At 41.9% G+C, this 21,336-nt stretch carries 25 protein-coding genes; 2 read left to right on the plus strand and 23 right to left on the minus strand.

Features of this window, described 5'->3' with window-relative positions; genetic code table 11:
* Positions 1–182: 182 nt before the first annotated feature.
* Positions 183–1,445 (plus strand): MFS transporter, encoded by a 1,263-nt coding sequence (locus AC0VYC_RS10685; protein WP_475388431.1) that lies wholly within the window; start codon positions 183–185, stop codon positions 1,443–1,445.
* A gap of 30 nt (positions 1,446–1,475) precedes the next feature.
* Here AC0VYC_RS10685 and AC0VYC_RS10690 read toward each other — a convergent pair whose 3' ends face one another.
* Complete coding sequence (locus AC0VYC_RS10690) at positions 1,476–1,913, minus strand: peptidylprolyl isomerase (protein WP_007501040.1); 438 nt, start codon at positions 1,911–1,913, stop codon at positions 1,476–1,478.
* A gap of 321 nt (positions 1,914–2,234) precedes the next feature.
* Between AC0VYC_RS10690 and AC0VYC_RS10695 the strand changes: the two genes are divergently transcribed.
* Positions 2,235–3,119, plus strand: coding sequence for a DUF1002 domain-containing protein (locus AC0VYC_RS10695; RefSeq protein ID WP_008344446.1), 885 nt, complete (start codon positions 2,235–2,237; stop codon positions 3,117–3,119).
* A 40-nt stretch (positions 3,120–3,159) separates the two neighbouring features.
* Here the strand turns inward: AC0VYC_RS10695 and lysA are convergent, their stop codons facing one another.
* The 22 genes from lysA to AC0VYC_RS10805 all read right to left on the minus strand — a co-directional run bounded on the left by lysA (position 3,160) and on the right by AC0VYC_RS10805 (position 21,324).
* Positions 3,160–4,485, minus strand: a complete 1,326-nt coding sequence (gene lysA, locus AC0VYC_RS10700; RefSeq protein WP_224559315.1) for a diaminopimelate decarboxylase — start codon at positions 4,483–4,485, stop codon at positions 3,160–3,162.
* Between the two features lie 115 nt (positions 4,486–4,600).
* Positions 4,601–6,073, minus strand: coding sequence for a spore germination protein (locus tag AC0VYC_RS10705; protein ID WP_007501043.1), 1,473 nt, complete (start codon positions 6,071–6,073; stop codon positions 4,601–4,603).
* Positions 6,027–6,635: a stage V sporulation protein SpoVABEA gene (spoVAEA, locus tag AC0VYC_RS10710; protein WP_007501044.1), complete on the minus strand. Its 609-nt coding sequence runs from the start codon at positions 6,633–6,635 to the stop codon at positions 6,027–6,029. Before spoVAEA ends, AC0VYC_RS10705 begins: the two co-directional genes overlap by 47 nt.
* Before the next feature lie 6 nt (positions 6,636–6,641).
* Positions 6,642–6,992, minus strand: coding sequence for a stage V sporulation protein AE (gene spoVAE / locus AC0VYC_RS10715; protein WP_007501045.1), 351 nt, complete (start codon positions 6,990–6,992; stop codon positions 6,642–6,644).
* Positions 6,992–8,008, minus strand: a complete 1,017-nt coding sequence (gene spoVAD, locus AC0VYC_RS10720; protein WP_024718928.1) for a stage V sporulation protein AD — start codon at positions 8,006–8,008, stop codon at positions 6,992–6,994. The genes spoVAE and spoVAD overlap by 1 nt, the downstream gene beginning before the upstream one ends.
* A gap of 12 nt (positions 8,009–8,020) precedes the next feature.
* Entirely contained in the window at positions 8,021–8,473 is a 453-nt protein-coding gene (gene spoVAC, locus AC0VYC_RS10725) for a stage V sporulation protein AC (protein ID WP_024718929.1), read from the minus strand.
* A 20-nt stretch (positions 8,474–8,493) separates the two neighbouring features.
* Positions 8,494–8,910: a stage V sporulation protein AB gene (locus AC0VYC_RS10730; protein WP_007501049.1), complete on the minus strand. Its 417-nt coding sequence runs from the start codon at positions 8,908–8,910 to the stop codon at positions 8,494–8,496.
* Positions 8,900–9,520, minus strand: a complete 621-nt coding sequence (locus AC0VYC_RS10735; RefSeq protein WP_342467431.1) for a stage V sporulation protein AA — start codon at positions 9,518–9,520, stop codon at positions 8,900–8,902. The genes AC0VYC_RS10730 and AC0VYC_RS10735 overlap by 11 nt, the downstream gene beginning before the upstream one ends.
* Positions 9,521–9,634: 114 nt before the next feature.
* Entirely contained in the window at positions 9,635–10,402 is a 768-nt protein-coding gene (gene sigF, locus AC0VYC_RS10740; RefSeq protein WP_007501051.1) for an RNA polymerase sporulation sigma factor SigF, read from the minus strand.
* 12 nt (positions 10,403–10,414) lie between these two features.
* Positions 10,415–10,855: an anti-sigma F factor gene (gene spoIIAB / locus AC0VYC_RS10745; protein WP_007501052.1), complete on the minus strand. Its 441-nt coding sequence runs from the start codon at positions 10,853–10,855 to the stop codon at positions 10,415–10,417.
* Positions 10,852–11,205 (minus strand): anti-sigma F factor antagonist, encoded by a 354-nt coding sequence (spoIIAA, locus tag AC0VYC_RS10750; protein ID WP_008344431.1) that lies wholly within the window; start codon positions 11,203–11,205, stop codon positions 10,852–10,854. Before spoIIAA ends, spoIIAB begins: the two co-directional genes overlap by 4 nt.
* A 157-nt stretch (positions 11,206–11,362) precedes the next feature.
* Positions 11,363–12,517: a D-alanyl-D-alanine carboxypeptidase family protein gene (locus AC0VYC_RS10755; protein WP_201297801.1), complete on the minus strand. Its 1,155-nt coding sequence runs from the start codon at positions 12,515–12,517 to the stop codon at positions 11,363–11,365.
* Positions 12,518–12,676: 159 nt separating this feature from the next.
* The gene (locus tag AC0VYC_RS10760) at positions 12,677–13,489 is read right to left on the minus strand and encodes a purine-nucleoside phosphorylase (protein ID WP_019743098.1); all 813 of its coding nucleotides are present in this window, start codon (positions 13,487–13,489) and stop codon (positions 12,677–12,679) included.
* Positions 13,490–13,500: 11 nt separating this feature from the next.
* The gene (gene deoB, locus AC0VYC_RS10765) at positions 13,501–14,685 is read right to left on the minus strand and encodes a phosphopentomutase (RefSeq protein WP_335352368.1); all 1,185 of its coding nucleotides are present in this window, start codon (positions 14,683–14,685) and stop codon (positions 13,501–13,503) included.
* A gap of 153 nt (positions 14,686–14,838) precedes the next feature.
* Positions 14,839–15,729 (minus strand): site-specific tyrosine recombinase XerD, encoded by an 891-nt coding sequence (xerD, locus tag AC0VYC_RS10770; RefSeq protein WP_268431870.1) that lies wholly within the window; start codon positions 15,727–15,729, stop codon positions 14,839–14,841.
* 6 nt (positions 15,730–15,735) lie between these two features.
* Entirely contained in the window at positions 15,736–15,963 is a 228-nt protein-coding gene (locus tag AC0VYC_RS10775; RefSeq protein WP_024718934.1) for a YqzK family protein, read from the minus strand.
* 117 nt (positions 15,964–16,080) lie between these two features.
* Positions 16,081–16,533 carry a ferric iron uptake transcriptional regulator gene (fur, locus tag AC0VYC_RS10780; protein ID WP_003215577.1) on the minus strand — a complete coding sequence of 151 codons (453 nt, stop codon included), beginning with the start codon at positions 16,531–16,533 and terminating at the stop codon, positions 16,081–16,083.
* 121 nt (positions 16,534–16,654) lie between these two features.
* Entirely contained in the window at positions 16,655–17,299 is a 645-nt protein-coding gene (gene spoIIM / locus AC0VYC_RS10785; RefSeq protein WP_017367532.1) for a stage II sporulation protein M, read from the minus strand.
* A gap of 115 nt (positions 17,300–17,414) precedes the next feature.
* A complete protein-coding gene (locus AC0VYC_RS10790) occupies positions 17,415–18,545 on the minus strand; it encodes a S8 family peptidase (RefSeq protein ID WP_024718936.1) in 1,131 nt (376 codons plus the stop codon).
* Between the two features lie 604 nt (positions 18,546–19,149).
* Positions 19,150–19,602, minus strand: coding sequence for a GNAT family N-acetyltransferase (locus AC0VYC_RS10795; RefSeq protein WP_343489419.1), 453 nt, complete (start codon positions 19,600–19,602; stop codon positions 19,150–19,152).
* Positions 19,589–20,770 carry a TIGR00375 family protein gene (locus tag AC0VYC_RS10800; protein WP_343489418.1) on the minus strand — a complete coding sequence of 394 codons (1,182 nt, stop codon included), beginning with the start codon at positions 20,768–20,770 and terminating at the stop codon, positions 19,589–19,591. The genes AC0VYC_RS10795 and AC0VYC_RS10800 overlap by 14 nt, the downstream gene beginning before the upstream one ends.
* Positions 20,767–21,324, minus strand: coding sequence for an NUDIX hydrolase (locus AC0VYC_RS10805; RefSeq protein WP_217967017.1), 558 nt, complete (start codon positions 21,322–21,324; stop codon positions 20,767–20,769). Before AC0VYC_RS10805 ends, AC0VYC_RS10800 begins: the two co-directional genes overlap by 4 nt.
* Positions 21,325–21,336 lie beyond the last annotated feature (12 nt).

Here is a 21,336-nt window from a genome sequence, read left to right on the forward strand (position 1 = left end):
TTACTTATCGGTACACTATCATTTTATTTTATTGACGTATCATTGTCAAATCGACTGCCCCTCTCAAGATCTTCACTACATCATCTTGACTTTAAAACGTTTCTCTGGTTATCCTTAACAGGAATCATTTTATACCAATAAGTATATTATACTATTTAGTACAAAAAGAGAGGATGAAATGCATGAAAAAAGAAAAAATGACTGCCGATGAACATTGTGATCTGGAAACGATTCATTTACAAATAACCACCCGATCAACGATGACTCGCAAGATGGCTCTACTGTTTTCGACAGCCTCAGGGATGGCAGTTGCAAACATATACTTTGCACAGCCATTATTAGACTCCCTCGCAGCCGAGTTTGGTATCAGCTATTCATCCGTTGGTATGGTCATTACGATTACTCAGCTTTGTTATGCGCTAGGACTGCTACTGATCGTACCACTTGGTGATCTGTTCAACCAACGGCGGCTCATCGTAGCTCAAATGCTAGTATCCGTGTTATCTCTCATTCTAGTCGGTATCGCCCCTACCGCCACCGTCCTGTTCATAGGACTAGCTGCGGTGGGACTGCTCGCTGTAGTCACTCAGGTACTCGTAGCATTCGCAGCGACATGGGCCGCTCCTGAAGAACGTGGCCGCATAGTGGGCTTGGTTCAAAGTGGAATTGTGATTGGTATTCTTCTCGCACGAACGTTTGCTGGTGTACTAACCGATCTCGCCGGCTGGAGATCAGTCTATCTCGTTTCCGGCGTGATGATGCTCATCATAACTGGCGTGTTGTACCGGTATCTTCCGCGTGCTGACAGCAAGAGAGCCTCCATATCCTATGTGAACTTGCTCGCTTCAATGTTTATATTGTTCAGACAAGAACGAATTCTACGTATTCGTGGCGTACTGGGTTTTCTGATCTTTGTTGTGTTTGGCACGCTGTGGACTTCACTTGTGCTGCCTCTCAGCACTACGCCATACAATCTGTCACATACGGCAATTGGTGCATTTGGCCTTGCTGGAGTTGCCGGAGCATTAGGTGCCGCTCGAGCTGGAAGCCTTGCTGATCGAGGCTTAGGACAGTTAACAACGTGCATCGCCCTTGTCCTATTACTCTTTTCATGGTGTTTTATCTTTTTCACTGAATATTCCCTCATTTTATTAATCGTTGGTATAGTCATTCTTGACCTATCTGTGCAGGCCGTTCATGTGACCAATCAAAGTATGATTTTCATGGTCCGGCCTGAGGCGAAAAGCCGGCTGACTGCTGCTTATATGATTTTTTATTCCCTCGGCAGTGCGCTCGGTTCTATTGTATCAACTAACATATACGCAAACGCTGGCTGGAATGGGGTATGTTTATTTGGAGCCTCTATCAGCGCCTTAGCCCTTTTATATTGGATGATCACCTACCGCTTCACGGCACAGATCACAGGAACATCAGATGTAAAATAAAAAAACACCGCAATTAAGCGGTGTTTTGGATTAAGCATCGATCACTTCGACTTTTTCCATGCCTTGTCCTTGTTCCATATCAAGAACAGCTTCGATACCAGATGTTACTTTGCCAAAAACAGTGTGAACACCGTTTAAGTGCGGCTGTGGGTCATGTACGATAAAGAATTGGCTGCCGCCAGTGTCTTTACCAGCGTGTGCCATTGATAATGAACCTCTCTCGTGCTGATGAGGGTTTCCTTCTGTTTCACATTTAATTGTGTAACCAGGTCCTCCAGTTCCATTACCGTTTGGATCGCCGCCTTGGCTTACGAACCCTGGGATCACGCGGTGGAATTTCAATCCATCGTAGAAGCCTTCATTCGCTAATTTTTCAAAGTTTGCTACTGTACCTGGAGCAGCCTCTGGGTAAAGTTCAAACTCAATTTTCTTTCCATTCGTTAATTGTATGTATCCTTTTTTTGCCATTTTTCACATTCTCCTTTCAGGTTAAACAACGCTCATTATAGCACATTTTCGGTGATGTTAAACATCCCCTGCTTGTCGAATGTGATTTACCTCTTTTGCCATCATTGATAAAATAAAAGAGCTTGATCCTTTTCTCCTAAGGAAATGATCATAGACTGAGCAAATCACTTCATCATATTGGAGGTTTCAAACATCTTTAAAAGAAAATTGAAACGTCAGACTGATTTGTTACGTCTATATGATGGAGTACGATTCAAATCATGTACTCAAAAGATGAGTTTCTCACCATCGAGAAACGCTTTCGACTTGAAGGAGGTCAACATGTTTAAAAAAACAATGCTTGGTATGATGGCAGCGCTCCTTTTACTGATTGGTGCGCCAAAAGTCAGCTTAGCGGATGCAGCTGTCGGCGATGTCATCGTCACACTCGGGCAAGACTTAACACCGGCTGATCGTCAGAAGGTGCTTGACGAGTTGAATCCACCTGAAAATGCGACAAAAATTGAAGTAACCAATAAAGAAGAGCACGAATATTTAGGAAAGTATATCCCTCGTTCTTCTATCGGGACGAGAGCATTATCATCTTCATCCATCACCATTGAAAAATCAGGTACGGGTCTGACCGTGGATACACATAACATTAAGACCATTACAGATGAGATGTATTTAAATGCTTTAATGACCGCAGGCGTGAAAGATGCAAAGGTTGTAGTGACGGCGCCGTTTGAAGTATCTGGTACAGCAGCACTGACAGGTCTATTAAAAGCCTATGAAGTGTCAAGCGACAAAGCCATTCCCGAAGATGTGAAACAGGTGGCAAACGAAGAACTTGTAACAACATCTAAACTGGGAGACTCTATTGGAAAAGACAATGCTTCTGCCCTGATTGCAAAAATCAAAGATGACATTGCCAAAAATGGAGTTCCTAAAACAACAAAAGAAGTGGAAGAAAAAGTAGATCAAGCCGCTTCTGATTTGAACTTAAATCTAACACAAGATCAAAAAGATCAACTTGTCTCTCTCTTTGATAAGATGAAAAATATCAATATCGATTGGAAACAAGTCGGATCTCAAATTGATAAAGCAAAAGACAAGATTACAAAATTCATAGAATCAGATGAAGGGAAAAACCTTCTACAGAAGATTTGGGATTTCTTTGTCTCCATTTGGAACGCGATCGTCTCTGTATTTACTGGTGGAAAATAAATGTCATAGAAAAAGCTGCCTGATGATCAGGCAGTTTTTTTTAAGTCGATGATTTCACTTTTGATTGATAAGGTAAATCCAATTTGACAATGTCCTCATATGTCTCACGCTCAACGACAAGCTGCGCTTCCCCATCTTCTACAAATACTACAGCCGGGCGTGGGATGCGGTTATAGTTGTTTGACATGCTGTAGCCATAAGCTCCTGTACAAAAGACAGCTAACAAGTCTCCCTGTGATAACTCTGGCAGATCAATATCCCAAATGAGCATATCTCCACTTTCACAGCATTTGCCTGCAATGGACACAGTTTGATCATGCGTTTGACTCATTTTATTGGCGCTCACTGCTTCATATTTTGCTTGATATAAAGCAGGTCGAATGTTATCACTCATTCCGCCGTCAATGGCTACATAATCGCGAATGCCAGGTACATGTTTTGATGAACCAATCGTATAAAGAGTGGTTCCCGCATCTCCAACAAGGGAGCGGCCTGGCTCAATCCAAATTTCAGGCATCTCAAACTCATAGCGGGCTACATTTTCTTTCACCGCTTGAATAATTTTCTCCACGTATTCAGTTGCTGGAAGTGGTTCGTCCTCTTCTGTATAACGGATGCCAAAGCCTCCGCCTAAGTTCAGCACTGTGGAAATAAATCCAAATGATTCTCTCCATTCATCTAGCTTCAAGAAAATCTTATCTGCCGCAAGGACAAAACCAGCTGTATCAAAAATTTGTGAGCCGATATGACAATGAACACCTAAGAGCTCGATCACTTCTGATTTAAGCACTTGTTTGACCGCTTCGTCTGCTTGTCCATTATGAAGATCAAAACCGAATTTTGAATCTTCTTGACCTGTTGTAATATAGTCATGCGTATGTGCTTCAACGCCCGGCGTGATGCGGAGGAGTACTTTCACCTGTTTTGACAGCTCTTGCCCAAGCTGTTCAATGAGGTTGATTTCATAGAAATTATCAACAACAATACAGCCGATTCCATGCGCTAATGCCATCTTTAATTCTTCTCTGCTTTTGTTGTTACCATGGAAATGAATTTTTTCTACTGGAAACCCGGCACAAATGGCTGTGTGTAGCTCCCCGCCTGAAACGACATCAAGTGATAAGCCTTCTTCTTTTGCCAGCTGGAACATGGCAATAGAAGAAAACGCCTTACTCGCATATGCCACCTGAGCCTTTAGTTCTTCTTCAATAAATGCTTTCTGAAAGCTTTTTGCACGCTCCCGTATTAAAGCCACATCATATACATAAAGTGGTGTCCCATACGTTTCAGCTAAAGAAACGGCATCAACACCACCAATTTCTAAATGTCCGAGTTCATTTTGTCTGCAAGTGCCGTGTAAATACAATGTCATTCCCTCTTTCTCCGCCTCGGCTGAAAAAAGACAGCTGCACAAGCTGCCTTTTGCCGTTTCTCAAAGTTAAAAATACAATATCACAATCTTCAGCCACTTTCAACGAGCGTTAAGAATTTGGCGGAATTTTTGATCTGTTCTGAGGGTGAACGATGCTTGGTCTTACTTTTGAGCCAGGAACAGACGTCCGAATGAGCACTTGCCACAAAGCCTTTCCATTAAAAGGAATAAACGGCCACATATAAGGCGTCTGTAAGGAACGAATGGATGTTAAGTAAATAAGTAACAGTGTAAAACCGATGATCAGTCCATTCAGCTTAAAGATCGCTACTAGTGCTAATATGATCAGTCGGATGATTTTATTAGCGACACTCAGTTCATAACTTGGAGTGGTGAATGTACCGATGGCTGCTAGCGAGACGTATAATATGACCTCTGGTGTAAATAAACCGACATCAATTGCAATTTGTCCAATTAAAACGGCTGCAATCAAGCCCATGGCAGTCGACAAGGCGGTCGGCGTATGAATCGCCGCCATTCGTAAAAATTCCACCCCAAAATCAGCAAGGAATACTTGGAGAATGACAGGGATATGGGAGGGTTTGTTAAATCCAATATAGCTTAGATTGTCTGGCAGAAGATTCGGTTCTAGAATAAAAAGAAACCAGATCGGCAAAAGAAAAGTAGAACATAAGATGCCTAAAAAACGCACCCATCTTAAAAAAGTCCCAACTGCTGGCGCCTGGCGGTATTCTTCAGCATGTTGAACGTGATGAAAAATAGTGGTTGGCGTAATGATGACACTAGGGGATGTATCCGTAATGATGATGACATGCCCTTCTAATATATGGTTAGCGGCTACATCTGGGCGCTCGGTGTATCGCACAAGCGGGAAGGGATTATATCCTTGCTTAATGATAAATTCTTCTATTGTTTTATCAGACATCGTCAGTCCGTCAACTTTAATCCCAGACACTTCTTTTTCGATAATATCAACAAGATCAGGGTCAGCAATGTCTTCAATATAACAAACACAGACGTCTGCTTTAGAACGCTCGCCTACTTTAAGCATTTTGTATCGCAGTTTTTCATCCCGCACTCTTCTGCGAATGAGTGCTGTGTTCACAATGATGTTTTCAACAAAGCCGTCTCTTGCACCTCTGACAACCTTTTCTGTATCCGGTTCCTCCGGCATTCTGCCAGGGTAGCTCCTGACGTCAATAATAAATGCGTAATTTTCACCTTCGACAACGACTGCCACAAGTCCAGACAACACTTGATCCACTGCTTCATCAAGTGTTTCAACTTTTGAGACTTGCTGATTGACAAGACGGTTTTCTACCACACGTGCAAGATCATCTGATTCAGGTTCGTTGTCATTGATTTCAATCAGTTCTTTTAATAAATAGATCACATATTGTGTATCACATAATCCATTTACATAGTAAAGCTGGATTTCCTGATCATGGACATAAATTTTCCGAACGCCAAGGTCAAAGCTGAGACCCATCCCGACATTGTCTTTGAAAAAATCTTCATTTTTCTTCGGATCTCGGTACACGTGCACCTTGTCTTTCTTCATGGAAACCGCTCCTTTCTAAAATTAATTCGACTGCCTTCATTGTGATGGGGGACCCTTTGCTTAGATCATCTTTCCGTCCCATCTTGCCAATATCTCCAATGCCGACAACAATCGGAAGCTGTAGTGAATCGAGACAATACACTGTATCTCCACTCATTTTGTGTGGTTCCATTTCTGGAAGTCCATGTTTGTCAACGCCGTATTCTGTCAGTTCACCTTCCCGGTCAATGGAGACATGTACCTTTGTCCATTCCGCTTGATGGGTTTTAGATGCCACTGCAATGGCGCCAATCACTTCAATTTCAGGGTGACGTGCTACGTGCTTCATAGCCGTCTCCCCTGTTCCTTCACCTGTTAAGCCAGAATCATCAAACATGACAAACACTGGGTCATACGGCGTTTTTAAAATCATCTGGACCAGTTCTGGTCCTGTTCGTTTGCTCGGATTCCCTTTTGAGCTGGAAATACATCTTCCGCCGACTTTCTTTGCGACAAGCTCAATCGTTTTGGCAGCATATATATCTCCGTCTGTCACTAAAATGACTTTGCGTCTTTGCCCCATATTAGGTTATCCTTTCGGTTTAAAGATAAGTGCAATGATAAATGAAAATAAAATCGCAGCTGATATTCCAGCAGAGGTTAACTCAAAAATCCCAATTCCGATTCCAATAAATCCGTGGACATCGGCCTGATGCATCGCCCCATGAAGCAAGCTATGACCAAAGCTTACGATAGGGACGGTAGCACCCGCTCCTGCAAATTCAATAAATTTATCATAAATACCAAACCCGTCTAAAATCGTCCCCGCCACAACAAAGGTCGTCATGACATGTGCCGGTGTGAGTTTCAGTACATCAAGTAAAAGCTGGCCGATCACGCAAATCAGTCCGCCTGCAACAAAAGCAATCAAATAATCCATTAGCTTTCTCCTCCTGCACGCTCAAATACAACTCCGTGCGCAATGGTTGGAATGGTCTCTTTTTGCTGAACCATCATTGGGCTGAGAAGCGCCCCGGTTGCTACAACCAATACTCTTTGCAAATTCCCTGCTTTCATTTCTTGAAAGATGTGACTGAATGTCACGACAGCTGAGCAGGCACAGCCACTGCCTCCAGCGAATACATTTTGATCAGGTGTGTATATGATTAATCCGCAATCATCATGCTTCCGTCCAAGCTGAATGCCATCTTCTTTCAGAAGATCCTTTAAAATAGGCGATCCAATTCCAGATAGATCTCCTGTTAGGATGAGATCGTAATCATCTACTGTTCTTCCTAAGTCTTCTAAATGTTGTTTGATTGTGTCTGCCGCTGCAGGCGCCATAGCCGAACCCATATCGAATGGATCTGTAATCCCAAGATCCATCACCCGTCCAACGGTGGCACTTGTAATTTGAATTTGGGAAGGTTCTTGGCTGATGACGACAGCACCGCTCCCTGTCACTGTACTTGTGGCTGTATCTGGTTTTTGCCCGCCATATTCTGTTGGATTACGGAATTGCCGCTCCGCCGTCGCATTGTGACTGCTTGTCGCAGCAAGTGCTCTATTGGCAAACCCACCATCTATTAACGCTGAGGCAATGGCGACTGATTCCATTGATGTGGAGCAGGCACCAAATAAACAAAGAAACGGGATTTTGAGTTCTCTTGCCACATAGTTGGCTGTCACGTTTTGGTTTAGTAAATCTCCTGCCAGCAAAAGGTCAATATCACTTTTTTGCAAATTCGCTTTTGATAAGGCCATTGATATGGCATCATCCATGAGCTGCCTTTCAGCCATTTCCCAGTTCTTTTGATAACAGTGCATTTCATCATAGGTTTTATCAATGAGATGACCGATTGGGCCTTCTTTTTCTTTCGGTCCTGCAGCTGTTCCTTCCGCATTCACATAAAGCTTGTGTTCAAATACCCAAGATTGCTTACCTGTTAGTTTCACGTTTTATTCCTCCTACGAAAACATCTTTTCCAAGACGTATCGAATAATCCCTACGACATATGCCGAGACGACACCAAACACAATGACGTTCCCAGCCAGTTTAAACATGTTGGTCGCTACACCTAACACAAGCCCTTCACTTTTATGCTCAAGAGCCGCACTTGTCATGCTGTTTGCAAATCCTGTCACCGGGACAGCTGATCCCGCTCCAGCAAACTGGCCGATTTTATCGTAAATACCAATACCAGTTAAAATAGAAGAAATTAAAATAAGGGTCGCCACCGTTGGATTCCCTGCTGTCTTCTCATTAAAATCAAAAAAAGTAATATAGAAATTTTGCAATCCCTCGCCTATCGCACAAATCAAACCGCCGACAAGAAAAGCCTTGATGCAGTTCAGTACATAAGGAGGTTTCGGCTGATACGTTTTCACTTTAGATGGATAGTTCTCTTTTAAACTTGACACGTGTTGTTCCCTCCACATTTTTAAATATAAATAAGCCAATGAAATAGCGAGCCAAACACCTTTCCTAAGACGATGGCCATGAGCAGCAGCACAATTTTCCCGTCCATTCCAATTCTTTTCGTTAAGATAGGAAGTACATTTAACACTTCAGTGAGTGCGGCAGCAAGCATGCCGACAAAAATGCCAGATAAAAGACCGATCGGTAGCGCCAGCCATTTGGATAAATGCAAATGGACTTGACTTAAAGTAGCCCAGCCGCCAACGACCGCTCCACTTATCACGGCAGCCTCATATCCTTGAATAAAACGCTGCGTTTTCGTTAATTGCATTAATCGAGGGATAATACCAAGCACTGTGAGAAACGCCACAAATCCTGCCCCTACCGTTAAACCGCCGCCGAGCCCAACAAGCACCACAAAAAGCCATTTACCGATCATGGATATCTTTCAATGTTTCTTTGTTTTCATTGAGTGCGACATAATGATCAAGATCGAGCTGATATTTAAACATTTCCACTTCAAGCGGGCTTGGCTCTTCGTTTAAACGCTTTTTAAACACATGATTGAAAAATAAAATCATGCCAAAACCGAGTCCAAAGCTATATGGAATTTGTAATAAATACGGATGCTCAACCGTGTTTCCAGTAATCATCTCGTAAAGGCGAATATGAACAAGCCGCATACTAACATCCTCATGAAAATTCATGATGGCAAGGGCCGCTCCGACAAATAAGAGGAGCCATACAAACACGAATAATACGGGGGACAGCTGGCGTTTGCCTGTGTCTATTTCAACAATGGCTTCTGAGCCTCCGACCGTTTGAATGTCGATGTCAGGCCATGTTTTTTTGATCGTTTTGACCACATGCATGATATCTAACACAACGATGTGACGATCCTTTTTGCTGACATGGTATATCGGCATTTTTCTCAGCTTTTGCACAGCACTGTCATCTCCAGTGATTTGAGCGATATCCTCTAAATAAATAAGCTGATCATTACCAGTCTTAATCCGATGGCGCAGCCGAATAAAGATTTGTCCGTCCATCCAAGTCACTTCCTATACGATGGGTTAAAAATAGTATGTGGTGAAAAATGGTTCTCATACTGAAAGAACTTGATTTACCGGTAATTACCACACAAAAAAAGCCAGCCGAATTGGCTAGCTGTCTTTTTGATCCATTTGCATTTGAATTTGTTTTAAAATTTTCTTTTCAAGCCGTGAGACTTGCACTTGGGAAATTCCGAGTCTTTCTGCTACTTCTGATTGTGTTTGGTCTTTATAATACCTTAAATAGACAATCAGTTTCTCACGCTCTTCTAATTCTTTAATCGCCTCTTTTAGCGCAATTTTATCAAACCATCTTTCTTCTGAATGATCGGCAATTTGATCGAGCAACGTAATCGGATCGCCGTCATTTTCATACACGGTTTCATGAATAGATGATGGTGAGCGGACCGCTTCTTGAGCAAGGACGACATCCTCAGGTGTGATGTCCAGATATTCAGCGATTTCCTGAACAGTCGGCATTCTTCCATGAGATTTAGACAATTCGTCCCTTGCCCGCCTGATTTTATTTCCAAGTTCCTTTAAAGACCTGCTGACTTTGACGGTTCCATCATCACGAATGAAACGCTGAATTTCACCAATGATCATTGGAACGGCATACGTCGAAAACTTCACATCATAAGATAAATCAAATTTATCAACAGATTTCAGCAGGCCAATACAACCTATTTGGAATAGATCATCTGGTTCATATCCTCTATTTAAAAAGCGCTGAACAACGGACCAAACAAGACGCATGTTTTTTTCTACGAGGAGGTCTCTTGCTTGTTGATCTCCGTCTTGGCTTTTTTTGATGAGCTGTTTCACTTCATCATTAGACAGCTGTGCTTTTTTTGCTTGCTTTTTTACCTCCACATCCATATGAGCAGCTCCTTAATTACAAAGCGCTTTGCTTTTTGATAGATGCTTTGTTAAGCGGATCGTTGTGCCCATTTCTGGAGATGAGTCCACCATGACATCATCCATAAAGTTCTCCATGATCGTAAAGCCCATCCCGGAGCGCTCTAAGTCTGGTTTCGTCGTAAAAAGCGGCTGCCTTGCTTCTTCAAGATCTGAAATGCCCATACCTTCGTCTCGAATCGTCAGATACACAATATGGTCATCCAGCGTGACACTAATGTGCACCTTGCCGTCTGGATTCCCGTCATACCCGTGAATGATCGAGTTCGTGACCGCCTCTGATACAACGGTTTTGATTTCTGTTAGCTCATCTAATGTTGGATCGAGCTGAGCGATGAATGCTGCCACCGTTACTCTCGCAAAAGATTCGTTTTGACTTAAAGCAGAAAAAGTCAGATTCATTTCATTTGTCATGATGCCACCCCCAATGTTTGCAGCGCAGTTTGCTCTGAAGGCTCCATACGAATAATTTTAAACAAGCCGGACATATCAAATAAACGGTTCACCGCTGGCGAGATCGCACAGACGACCATTTCACCGCCAAGTTGTTTAATTTCTTTGTATCTTCCTAAAATCACTCCGAGCCCAGAGCTGTCCATAAACGATAAATCAGCTAAATTCAGCACGATGTGGCGAATGTCCTCTGTTTCCAAATAATTCGTCACCTTTTGTCTCAATGTCTCTGCGGAGTGATGATCAAGCTCCCCTGTCAACCGAATGCAAAGTACGCTCTCTTTTATTTGAAAATCAATACCAAGGCTCATCTTTTCTTCCTCCTTGCTCTATTTTCGGATAAAGAATGTTTCTCTTTCTTCACATGCAAATCCTTCACCATGACAAAACTAGTGATCATTCGTCACATTTAGATGTTCTTTTCGTTCATAGCAAAAAAGACTGCCAGTTGCAGCAGTCTTTCACCTTTTACTTCCATTTAACAAATTCGGCCATAGCCCGTTTGAAGAACGTCCAAACACCGGCTTTTTCCATATCTTCTTTCGCTTCAACAGGACTTTCATGAAGCACTTTTCCATCTTTTTTCAAGATGATGGTGCCAAGTTTCGTTCCTTTTGAAAATGGGGCTGTGACATCTTGAGTTAATTTAATTTCTTTTTTGATCTGATCGACATTTTCGCCTTTTTTCGTTAGAAGAGAAATCGGTTCAGACGTGACAAGCTGAATTTTTTTCTTTTTCCCTTTGCTCACTTTGATCTCTGCTACATCTTGACCACGCTTGTACAGAGGATGCGTTGTATATTGACTAAAGGCGTAATCCAGCATTTTGACGACTTGGGCGTTTCTGTCTTTTGGTGTACTTGCGCCGAATACAACAGCAATCACGCGCATGTTGCCTTTTTTAGCGGATGCAGTTAGACAGTATTTCGCCTCGCCTGTAAAGCCTGTTTTCACCCCATCCACACCTGGATAAAATTTAATGAGACGGTTTGTATTCACAAGCCAGAATTTTTTATCCGTGTTCTGACGAAGATAGTCTTCGTATACACCTGTGAACTTGGTGATCTCTTCATATTTCAACAGCTCTTTCGCCATTTTTGCCATATCATGAGCCGTGCTGTAATGATCTTTTTCAGGAAGTCCTGTTGGATTTTGAAAGACCGTTGAGGTGAGCCCAAGCTCTTTTGCCTTTTTGTTCATTTGCTCAACAAACTGTTCTTCAGATCCAGCAATATGTTCTGCCATGGCAACTGAAGCATCGTTTCCTGACGCAATCGCAATGCCTTTTAGCATGTCTTTAACCGTCATTTCTTCTCCCGGTTCAAGGAAAATTTGTGAGCCTCCCATAGATGCTGCATGATCGCTCGTTCTTACTTTATCAGTCATTTTTAATTTCCCTTGATCCATCGCTTCCATGATGAGAAGCATCGTCATGATTTTGGTCATACTTGCAGGGGCAAGCTTTTCATCACTGTTTTTGTTGTAAAGCACTTTTCCCGTGTCACGTTCCATTAAAATTGCTGATTTGGCTTCATGCGCCAATTCTGATGTTTGTTTTTCTCCTGGCTTTTCAATCTTTTCTTTTGCCATCGCTGATGGTGAAACCATTGAGATAAGGATCATTAAAATAAACAATGCACATATATGACGTTTCAAGTGGCAGACCTCCATTATCGTAATCCTTTCTATTTTTTCCTCATAAAGGCTGTTTTATTCAGAGATCGTTTGATTGCCATAAAAAAAAGCCCTCTGTTTCATGAACAGAAGGCTTTTTCACACGATCTATGAGAGTTGTTTGACAACTTCTTTCACTAAATCAAGGAAACTTGCTTTCACTTTTTCCGTCACTTCGATCACTTCATCATGAGAAAGCGGCTGATCTAAAATACCTGAAGCCGCATTAGAGATGCATGAAATACCAAGTACTTTTATGCCTGCATGACGTGCCACAATCACTTCTGGCACAGTCGACATACCGACTGCATCAGCGCCAAGCGTTCTGAGGAAACGAACCTCTGCCGGTGTTTCATATGAAGGGCCTGTCATTCCTGCATAAACCCCTTGCTGCACAGATATGCCTAAATGTTTAGCCGTTTTCTCTGCAAGTGCCAACAAATCTTTATCATACGGTGCAGACATATCAGGGAAACGAACCCCTTGACTGTCGTTTGGTCCAATTAACGGATTGGTTCCCATCATATTGATATGATCTGTAATCAACATAAGATCGCCAGGATGGAAGGACGTATTCACACCGCCCGCTGCATTTGTCACAATACATGTTTCAATGCCGATTTCTTTCATTACACGGACAGGAAATGTCACCTGCTTCATATCATACCCTTCATAGTAATGGAAACGTCCTTGCATGGCACAAACGACCGTGCCTTTCAGCGTTCCAATGACGAGCTGGCCTGCATGCCCTTCTACTGTTGAAACAGGGAATCCAGGAATATCTTCATATTTCAATTTGATTGGATTTTCAATCTCATCGGCTAAAATGCCAAGACCTGAACCTAAAATCAATCCAACTGTTGGTACATATGTCGATGCTTGTTTAATATATGCCGCCGCTTCTGAAAACTGTGCTCCCACGTGATTTCCCCCTATTTGAGTTGAGATAAAAAGCTTGTTCCGTATTTTGGCAGCGTTGATTTAAAATTATCTGCTACCGTTGCCCCAAGATCAGCAAATGTTTTCGCTGTTGGCAGCTCATTCGCTTCTTGATGCTTTTTGCTGTAAGCAATAAGCGGAACGTATTCTCTTGTATGATCTGTTCCGTGATGAACCGGGTCATTTCCGTGATCTGCTGTGATCACAAGCAGATCATCCTCTTTTAATAGATCAAACACTTCAGGTAGACGTGCGTCAAATTCCTCTAGTGCCTTACCGTAGCCTTCTGGATCTCTTCTATGTCCATAAAGCGCATCAAAGTCGACAAGATTTAAGAAGCTCAGCCCAGTAAAGTCTGTTCTCAGCGTCTCCACTAGCTTGTCCATTCCATCCATGTTGGATTTCGTTCTGAGTGAAGAGGTGATTCCTTCACCATCATAAATATCAGAGATTTTTCCGATCGCAATGACATCAAGTCCATCATCTTTCAATTCATTCATGACGGTACGGTCGAATGGTTTTAATGCATAGTCATGACGATTTGGTGTTCTAACAAATGCCCCCGGCTCCCCGACAAATGGACGAGCGATGATGCGCCCTACCATATATTTTTCATCTAAAGTCAGTTCACGTGCGATTTCGCAAATGCGGTAAAGTTCGTCTAATGGCACAACTTCTTCGTGTGCAGCAATTTGCAGCACAGAATCTGCTGAAGTATAAACGATTAAATCGCCTGTTTTCATGTGCTCTTCGCCAAGCTCATCCAGAATTTCTGTACCAGACGCTGGTTTATTTCCAATGATGCCACGCCCTGTTTTTTCTTTTAATTCATTTAACAGTTCATCTGGAAAGCCGTCTGGAAAGACTTTAAATGGTGTGTCGATGTAAAGACCCATGATTTCCCAATGCCCTGTCATTGTGTCTTTCCCGTTGGATGCTTCTTGCATTTTCCCATAATACGCAAGCGGTTTTTCGTCCGCTGGAATTCCTTTAATTTCTTTAATATGACTTAGCCCAAGCTTCGCCATATTCGGCATATGAAGCCCGTTCATTTTTTCAGCAATATGTCCAAGTGTATCTGCACCTACATCATTAAAATCAGCAGCATCAGGTGCTTCCCCGATTCCTACTGAATCCATCACAATGAGGAAAATACGTTTATACTGATAATCAGGCATAAAAAAGCGCCTCCTTCAATATTCTTGTCCTTTCACCTTTCACAACTGGAGAGGTCAGACATCTCAAGTATAAACCGTTTTCAAGTCAATTGACAACCATAAACGGTCCAAACATAAAAAAGCATGATACACGTTCACCGTGCCATGCTTTACTTATGCCCTTGGATGGAATTTGTGATACACGTCTTTTAATCTTGTTTTTGTGACATGTGTGTAAATTTGTGTAGTAGAAATATCGGCATGTCCGAGCATTTCCTGTACGGCTCTAAGATCCGCACCGTTTTCAAGCAAATGTGTCGCAAATGAATGTCTGAGCGTATGAGGCGTCAATTCTTTTTGAATACCTGCTTCTATGGCTCGTTTCTTTAAGTTCTTCCAAAAGCCCTGCCGCGACATTTTTTTTCCGTGATGATTCAGAAACAAGGCATCGGCCGGCTGTTTTTTGAGCAGCTTGTTTCTGCCTTTTTCTATATACGCTTCAATCGCACTTGCAGCAGCTTCACCAATAGGCACGATTCGCTCTTTTCTTCCTTTTCCAAAACAGCGGATAAACCCCATGGTCAGATGCACATCTGCAAGAGTCAGATCAAGCATTTCACTTACGCGAATACCTGTTGCATATAAAAGTTCGAGCATGGCTTTGTCACGGTAGTCAAATGGTGTTTGCTGCTTAGGTGTATCGAGCAGCTTTTCTACCTCATCTAATGATAGAACTTTCGGTAATTTCCGCTCTGTTTTTTGTGATTCAATGTTCCATGACGGGTCATCTGTTGTCACTTTTTCACGGAGCAAAAATTGATGAAAGGAGCGTATCGATGATAGATGACGGACAGACGTTTTACTCGATTTCCCCTCGTCTTTTAACTGTTTTAAATAATGAATAATATGAAGGCGTGTGACGTCTTTTACATCTGTCAATTGTTCATGCGTCATTAAAAAAGACAAATAGTTCTGTAAATCTCTTTTATAAGAGACAATGGTATTTTCAGAGAGTCCTCTCTCTACTGTCATAAAATGAATAAAGTCGGATAATTGATCCTTCAATGGTTTCTACTCCCCGTTTTGATAAAAATAAATCAATCGATCCTGCCACCTGTCTTGTTTCGGCTGATCCATTTCCATCACTTTTATCGCTGCACCTTCTGGTTTATCATAACGATGATAGCTTTCATATTCTGAATTTATCCATATCATAGCATAATAGAACAGGACGGTAAAACCAGTGAACAAGATAAATACTTTCATTACTTCACCTGTTGTTTTGAGCCATTTTCGCATGTTCTTCATGTCCTTTCTCGTGTTCTCATTACTTCAGCATATGCCAGGTGGGACAAGGAATATACAGCGAACATGCAAAAAACCTTTTCATTTTAAATGAAAAGGTTCCAATTCGGATTATTTGCCGGATTCATCATCATGACACCGGTGGCAAATACCATGGAATGTCAATCTATGATCCTTAATTTTAAATTTCCAGTCGCGTTCAATAATCTCTTCAACATCTTCTAATAAATCATCTTCTATCTCATCGACTGTTCCGCATTCCATACAGACAAGATGGTGATGGAAGTGAGCGGCTCCTTCTTTGCGAAGATCATATCGCGAAACGCCGTCTCCAAAGTTAATTTTATCAACAACTTTCAGTTCAGTAAGCAATTCTAACGTCCGATAAACAGTAGCAAGACCAATTTCAGGAGACTTCTCTTTTACGAGGAGGTATACATCTTCTGCACTTAAATGGTCTTCTTCATTCTCAAGCAGTACTCTTACTGTTGCTTCACGCTGTGGCGTGAGCTTATAGCTGGAAGAATGAAGCTGTTTCTTAATTCGATCAATCCGATTTTCCATTGACTTTCCCTCCTACGCCACATTACTTGATCATTATATCAAATGATGTGCAGAGAGCCAACTATAATCATTTTAAATTGATAAATAAATTGATTATTATTTAATAACGATTATAAAATCATCAAAACAGAACACCTGCCAGCTTTTTCATCAGCATGAATGATAAGTATGATTCAAAAAAGGACGAAAGAGCAGCGAGGGTTAAAATCATCAGTAGAACAGAAGCATACCGGCCAAACCAATGGATTGGCGCTTGACTGATGGTTTTTTTCATAAAAAGCTGACCAATTAAACGAATGGAGAACGCAATCGCACAAGTTCCGATCACTAAATACGCAGGAATGAGCAAGATATTTTGAGGAAGCACCGAGACAAAAGATAGAAAAAAACCGCTAAGCCCCATTTGATTGACCAAAAAACCGACAGTAAACCCAACTACAATCCCTTTTAGAAAGATCATCAGAAAAATAAGCGGCAGGCCAATGATGGAAATTCCGAGTATCCACATGAGACCCAAATATTTCATATGATGCAAAAAGCTTTGCAAAAACATTTCTTTTGATTCTGCTGCTTTCTCATTCGTCAGTTGACCAAAAAATTGATTTAAATAGTAGAATAAATCCTCTTTCTGACTCATTGTCATACTATTGACGATAATGGCTCCAAAAATGACGCCCATTAAAAATAGTACAGAAACAAACAAATAAATTGATAAATGATCTTTCACGTGCTGAAGAAGATGTTCTTTCCAAGACTTTTTCCGCATGCGCCTTCCTCCCAAATAGTAAAGGTTACTAGATTCTATGAGAGAGCAGACGAAACATGACAGTTTTATGAAAAGAAAAACGAGAAAGCAACTGTACACTGCTTTCTCGTTTCCTTTATCGTGCAGCTTTTTGTACGTTCACAAGCCCAGCTCCATAATAAAAAGGTTCGCCAAGTTTTGTGGCCGTTTTTGTCAGCCTTTCACGCAATTCATCATTTGTGAGATTCGGATGTTTTGATAGAATGACTGCCGCAGCACCAGCTACATGAGGTGATGCCATAGACGTTCCACTCTTATATCCATATTCGTTATGAGGAATGGTACTTAATGTTGAAACACCTGGTGCTGATACTTCCACCTCTTCCCCAACAGAGGAATCAAAGGCTCTTTGCTTTCGTTGATCCACAGATGCGACTGCCATGACAGAGCTGTATTTGGCCGGGTAATCTATCGTATTAAGTGACCCGTAGCTCCCAGCATTTCCTGCAGATGCGACAATGAGAATCCCGTTGTCATATGCTCGATCGACCGCTTCTTTCAGCGCCTCCGATTCACTTGCTCCCCCCATACTAATATTGATGACATCCATCTCATTCTCAATCGCCCATTCAATGCCTTTAATGATCCAGCTATAGTAGCCGTCACCATTTTCATCTGCCACTTTCACCGCATAGATCGAAGCTTTTGGTGCCACACCAACGACGCCTACCTTATTATCTAAAGCTGCGATCGTACCTGCAACGTGGGTTCCATGTTCATGCGGGTCAACGAGCGGATCGGACTCTGTTGGAACAAAGCTGACACCACCAGTTACATGTAAATCTTCATGCTTGCCGTCGATTCCACTGTCAAGAACAGCTACTTTGACATTCTGTCCGGCATATCCTCGTTTATGTACCTTTTGTGCTTTAATGCTTTTGATACCATAAGGGACGCTTTGACCGCTTGTTTTTGCTTTTTGGTCTTCCTCAATAAAAGTAACTTCTTTTGCTTGATGTAGTTTTTCTTTTGATGCTTCGTTCAACGAAACTTTCATCATATCTATTTTATCTATTGATTCTTTCACATGACCGCCAGCTTTTTCAACAAGCTGTTTTTGTGTTTTGTCTTGAACGGAAGAAGAAAAACCGATCATATACTCTTTTTTTGCTTGATCCTTTGCAGATACATCTGATGCGCCGAATGTCATCGATGCCAGCAGCATACTTGCCATACAAAGCCCTGCTCCAAATGATTTGACCTTCACGATACCCACTCTCCCTTTCATTTCTTTTTGTCATTTAACTACATTTTTAGACAAAAAGAAACGACCGTTTGTCCTATTTTTTAAAATTTTTCCAATTATTTGATCTACTTGTCACAAAAAAGCAAAATAAAAATGCTTATGATCCTGTTCATAGCGATCATAAGCATTCCTACCTTTATGTTTTTTCATCATATGCTGCAAGGCTTCTTGTTTTGTTTTTGTCTTTCTTTCGTGTGTACTAAAATGCGGTATATTTCCTCTCGATTGTTCTGGATTTCGACTGTGCTGCCTTTGAAGGTGTTCTCTCTTTTTCTTTGCTTTGCTTTGCTTTTTCCCATTTCGCAAAACCCCTTTCGTTGTCGTTATGATACATGAAAGAACCTAAAAAAGATAGACGTATACACGTCTATCTCAAATTGTTGACAAAAGGCTAAAATGTACTTGATTTTAGCCTTTTGTCTTCTTTCAGCGTGATAGAAAACCTTTGCAGTCTAGGAAGAACGAGCACTGGCGCGGAGCGAATTTGACATTCGTGAGCACCGGAGCGCAGGACTGACAAAGAATGCGAGGGTTTGTCTACACGCTGAGATAGACGTAGACACGCCTATCTTTCTATTCTCACCATATCAAGATGCGGAATTCCATCCTCATCATAACAATCTGAGACAGCTTCGAAGCCAAACGATTCGTAGAACGATTTCAAATAAGCCTGTGCTTGGATTTTAATCTTTGTTTCGCCTAATTCACTGAGCTTTTTTATCGCCTGATCGAGCAGGATCTTCCCGTAACCTTTTTTTCGGCCGGTCTTCGTCACAAGGACACGGCCAATGGATGCCTCTTTGTACATGATCCCGCTTTGGAAAATGCGGCAATAAGCCACAATCGTGTCGTTCTCTTTGGCGATTACATGCAGCGCCTCTTGATCACGATGATCAATTTCAGGATAAGGACATGTTTGTTCTACAACAAACACATTCACTCTTTCCATTAAAATTAGGTAAAGGTCCTCTTTAGACAGTTGTTCAAATGTGTGACATGTCCATTTAAGTTGATTCATGATTGATATCCACCTTACCGTAGACCCCGCCTCCGCCAGCGATCAGTCCAACTTCACCTCTTCTTGCTTTGATGATGTAATCGGCTGTTTTCTCAGGCAGGACCGCTTTTAATTCTTGTTCTGTTGCTTGATGAAGAATATTCATCTCTGTATGAAAGACAGCTTTTAACTTTTCTAACGTTTTGGCTCCAACACCTGGAATAAATTGAAGGGGAAGCTGGTGAACATAAGGAGGCCTTATTCCTTTGTCACTTTCTTGGTCAGCAAGCTCCTTTAACCGCTCACTCACCCCTTTTGTCATTCGGGTATGGCCGCATGCTTGGCACTGTTCTTGCTCCTGACTTTCAGGTCTTACTCCGCATTTCTCACAAGTCGTATGATAATACTTTCCGAGCCGCGGAGCGAGCCCATAATTTCCAGTGATGTTTCTGCCATCTTTTCCTTGAAGCGCTAGCTCGAATTCAGCAAAGGAGGCATGATCCATTCGGATCTTAGTATATTCTCGCGCAATTTTCCCTAAAGAATGGGCATCTGAATTTGTTAAAAAAGGATAGCGGTTTAGCTCACTTAGCTGGGAGGCCATAGACGTATCACAGCTAAGGCCAAGCTCAACAGCATCAATGAGTTCTGGATCGAATACTTCGGTTAAAGACGTATTGACCCCTTTGCCGTATAAACTTTTATGCGGCGTAAAAATATGGGCAGGAATAAATAATCCCCCTAGTTCCTTCACCTTATGCTGAAGCGTTCTTCCATCCACATATAACCGCTGTGAACTCAAATGCACATTTTTCATATGAAGAGAAAGCCATGCGGAAAACTCAGACATTTTGCGAAGCGTGGGCATAAAGGCAAGCACATGAATCGGACCTTTTGATTGGTCATCATTGATTTCTAGCTCACTGCCTAAAAGCAAAACGGTCTTTCCAAATGATAAACCGCCATCGGTTAGTTCAGTGTACGTGCCTTCCTCTACACCTTCTATCAATTCTTCTAGTACTTCAGGAGATTGTGCATCAATGACACCAATCATCCCCATACCTTTACTTTGAGACGCTTCAATGAGAATTTGGTCAATGGTCAGTGACCTTGCACCTGTAATTTTGACAGCCCTGCCTGTTCTTGTTCGACCAATATGAATATGGATATCTGCAAAGAATTCCCTCATTTTATAGACTTAAGTACCTCTTGCAATTGTAAGTATTGAATGGCATAGGCTGTTTTTGCATCATAAATATGCTGTTTTTCGATGAGGTGCAGCGCTTCTTCTAATGAAACTTCCATCACTTCGACAAATTCATCCTCATCCAGCTCTCGTTTCTCTTCAAGCGGGACCAGCTGATCGGCAAGGTAGATATGAACAATTTCATCCGCAAACCCTGGTGATGTATAAAAGGCGGTCAGCTTTTGGAGCGCCTGAGTTGTATAACCTGTTTCTTCTTCTAATTCTCTCAGTGCTGTATGTGCCGGCTCTTCCCCTTTTTCTAGTTTTCCAGCCGGAATCTCAACGATGGCTCTCTCCAGTGCTTTACGGTATTGCTTGACCAAAATGATTTTATTTTCGTCTGTACGTGCAATGACGGCTACTGCACCTGGATGTTTAATGATTTCGCGTTTGCCTGGTTTTCCGTTCGGCAATTCTACATCTTCAAGAACCAAGTCAATGATTTTTCCGTTATATAATGTTTTTGACGATAATGTTTTTTCTTCAAAGTCCTTCAATTTTGTCAGCTC

Source organism: Bacillus sp. iso_77 (assembly GCF_056173625.1).

Coding starts and splice junctions, on each gene's coding strand:
- AC0VYC_RS10685 (WP_475388431.1), top strand. CDS start 183: ATGAAAAAAGAAAAAATGACTGCCGATGAACATTGTGATCTGGAAACG.
- AC0VYC_RS10690 (WP_007501040.1), bottom strand. CDS start 1,913: ATGGCAAAAAAAGGATACATACAATTAACGAATGGAAAGAAAATTGAG.
- AC0VYC_RS10695 (WP_008344446.1), top strand. CDS start 2,235: ATGTTTAAAAAAACAATGCTTGGTATGATGGCAGCGCTCCTTTTACTG.
- AC0VYC_RS10705 (WP_007501043.1), bottom strand. CDS start 6,073: ATGAAGAAAGACAAGGTGCACGTGTACCGAGATCCGAAGAAAAATGAA.
- spoVAEA (WP_007501044.1), bottom strand. CDS start 6,635: ATGGGGCAAAGACGCAAAGTCATTTTAGTGACAGACGGAGATATATAT.
- spoVAE (WP_007501045.1), bottom strand. CDS start 6,992: ATGGATTATTTGATTGCTTTTGTTGCAGGCGGACTGATTTGCGTGATC.
- AC0VYC_RS10730 (WP_007501049.1), bottom strand. CDS start 8,910: ATGATCGGTAAATGGCTTTTTGTGGTGCTTGTTGGGCTCGGCGGCGGT.
- AC0VYC_RS10735 (WP_342467431.1), bottom strand. CDS start 9,520: ATGGACGGACAAATCTTTATTCGGCTGCGCCATCGGATTAAGACTGGT.
- sigF (WP_007501051.1), bottom strand. CDS start 10,402: ATGGATGTGGAGGTAAAAAAGCAAGCAAAAAAAGCACAGCTGTCTAAT.
- spoIIAB (WP_007501052.1), bottom strand. CDS start 10,855: ATGACAAATGAAATGAATCTGACTTTTTCTGCTTTAAGTCAAAACGAA.
- spoIIAA (WP_008344431.1), bottom strand. CDS start 11,205: ATGAGCCTTGGTATTGATTTTCAAATAAAAGAGAGCGTACTTTGCATT.
- AC0VYC_RS10755 (WP_201297801.1), bottom strand. CDS start 12,517: ATGATCCTTATCTCAATGGTTTCACCATCAGCGATGGCAAAAGAAAAG.
- deoB (WP_335352368.1), bottom strand. CDS start 14,685: ATGCCTGATTATCAGTATAAACGTATTTTCCTCATTGTGATGGATTCA.
- AC0VYC_RS10775 (WP_024718934.1), bottom strand. CDS start 15,963: ATGCGAAAATGGCTCAAAACAACAGGTGAAGTAATGAAAGTATTTATC.
- fur (WP_003215577.1), bottom strand. CDS start 16,533: ATGGAAAATCGGATTGATCGAATTAAGAAACAGCTTCATTCTTCCAGC.
- spoIIM (WP_017367532.1), bottom strand. CDS start 17,299: ATGCGGAAAAAGTCTTGGAAAGAACATCTTCTTCAGCACGTGAAAGAT.
- AC0VYC_RS10795 (WP_343489419.1), bottom strand. CDS start 19,602: ATGAATCAACTTAAATGGACATGTCACACATTTGAACAACTGTCTAAA.
- AC0VYC_RS10800 (WP_343489418.1), bottom strand. CDS start 20,770: ATGAGGGAATTCTTTGCAGATATCCATATTCATATTGGTCGAACAAGA.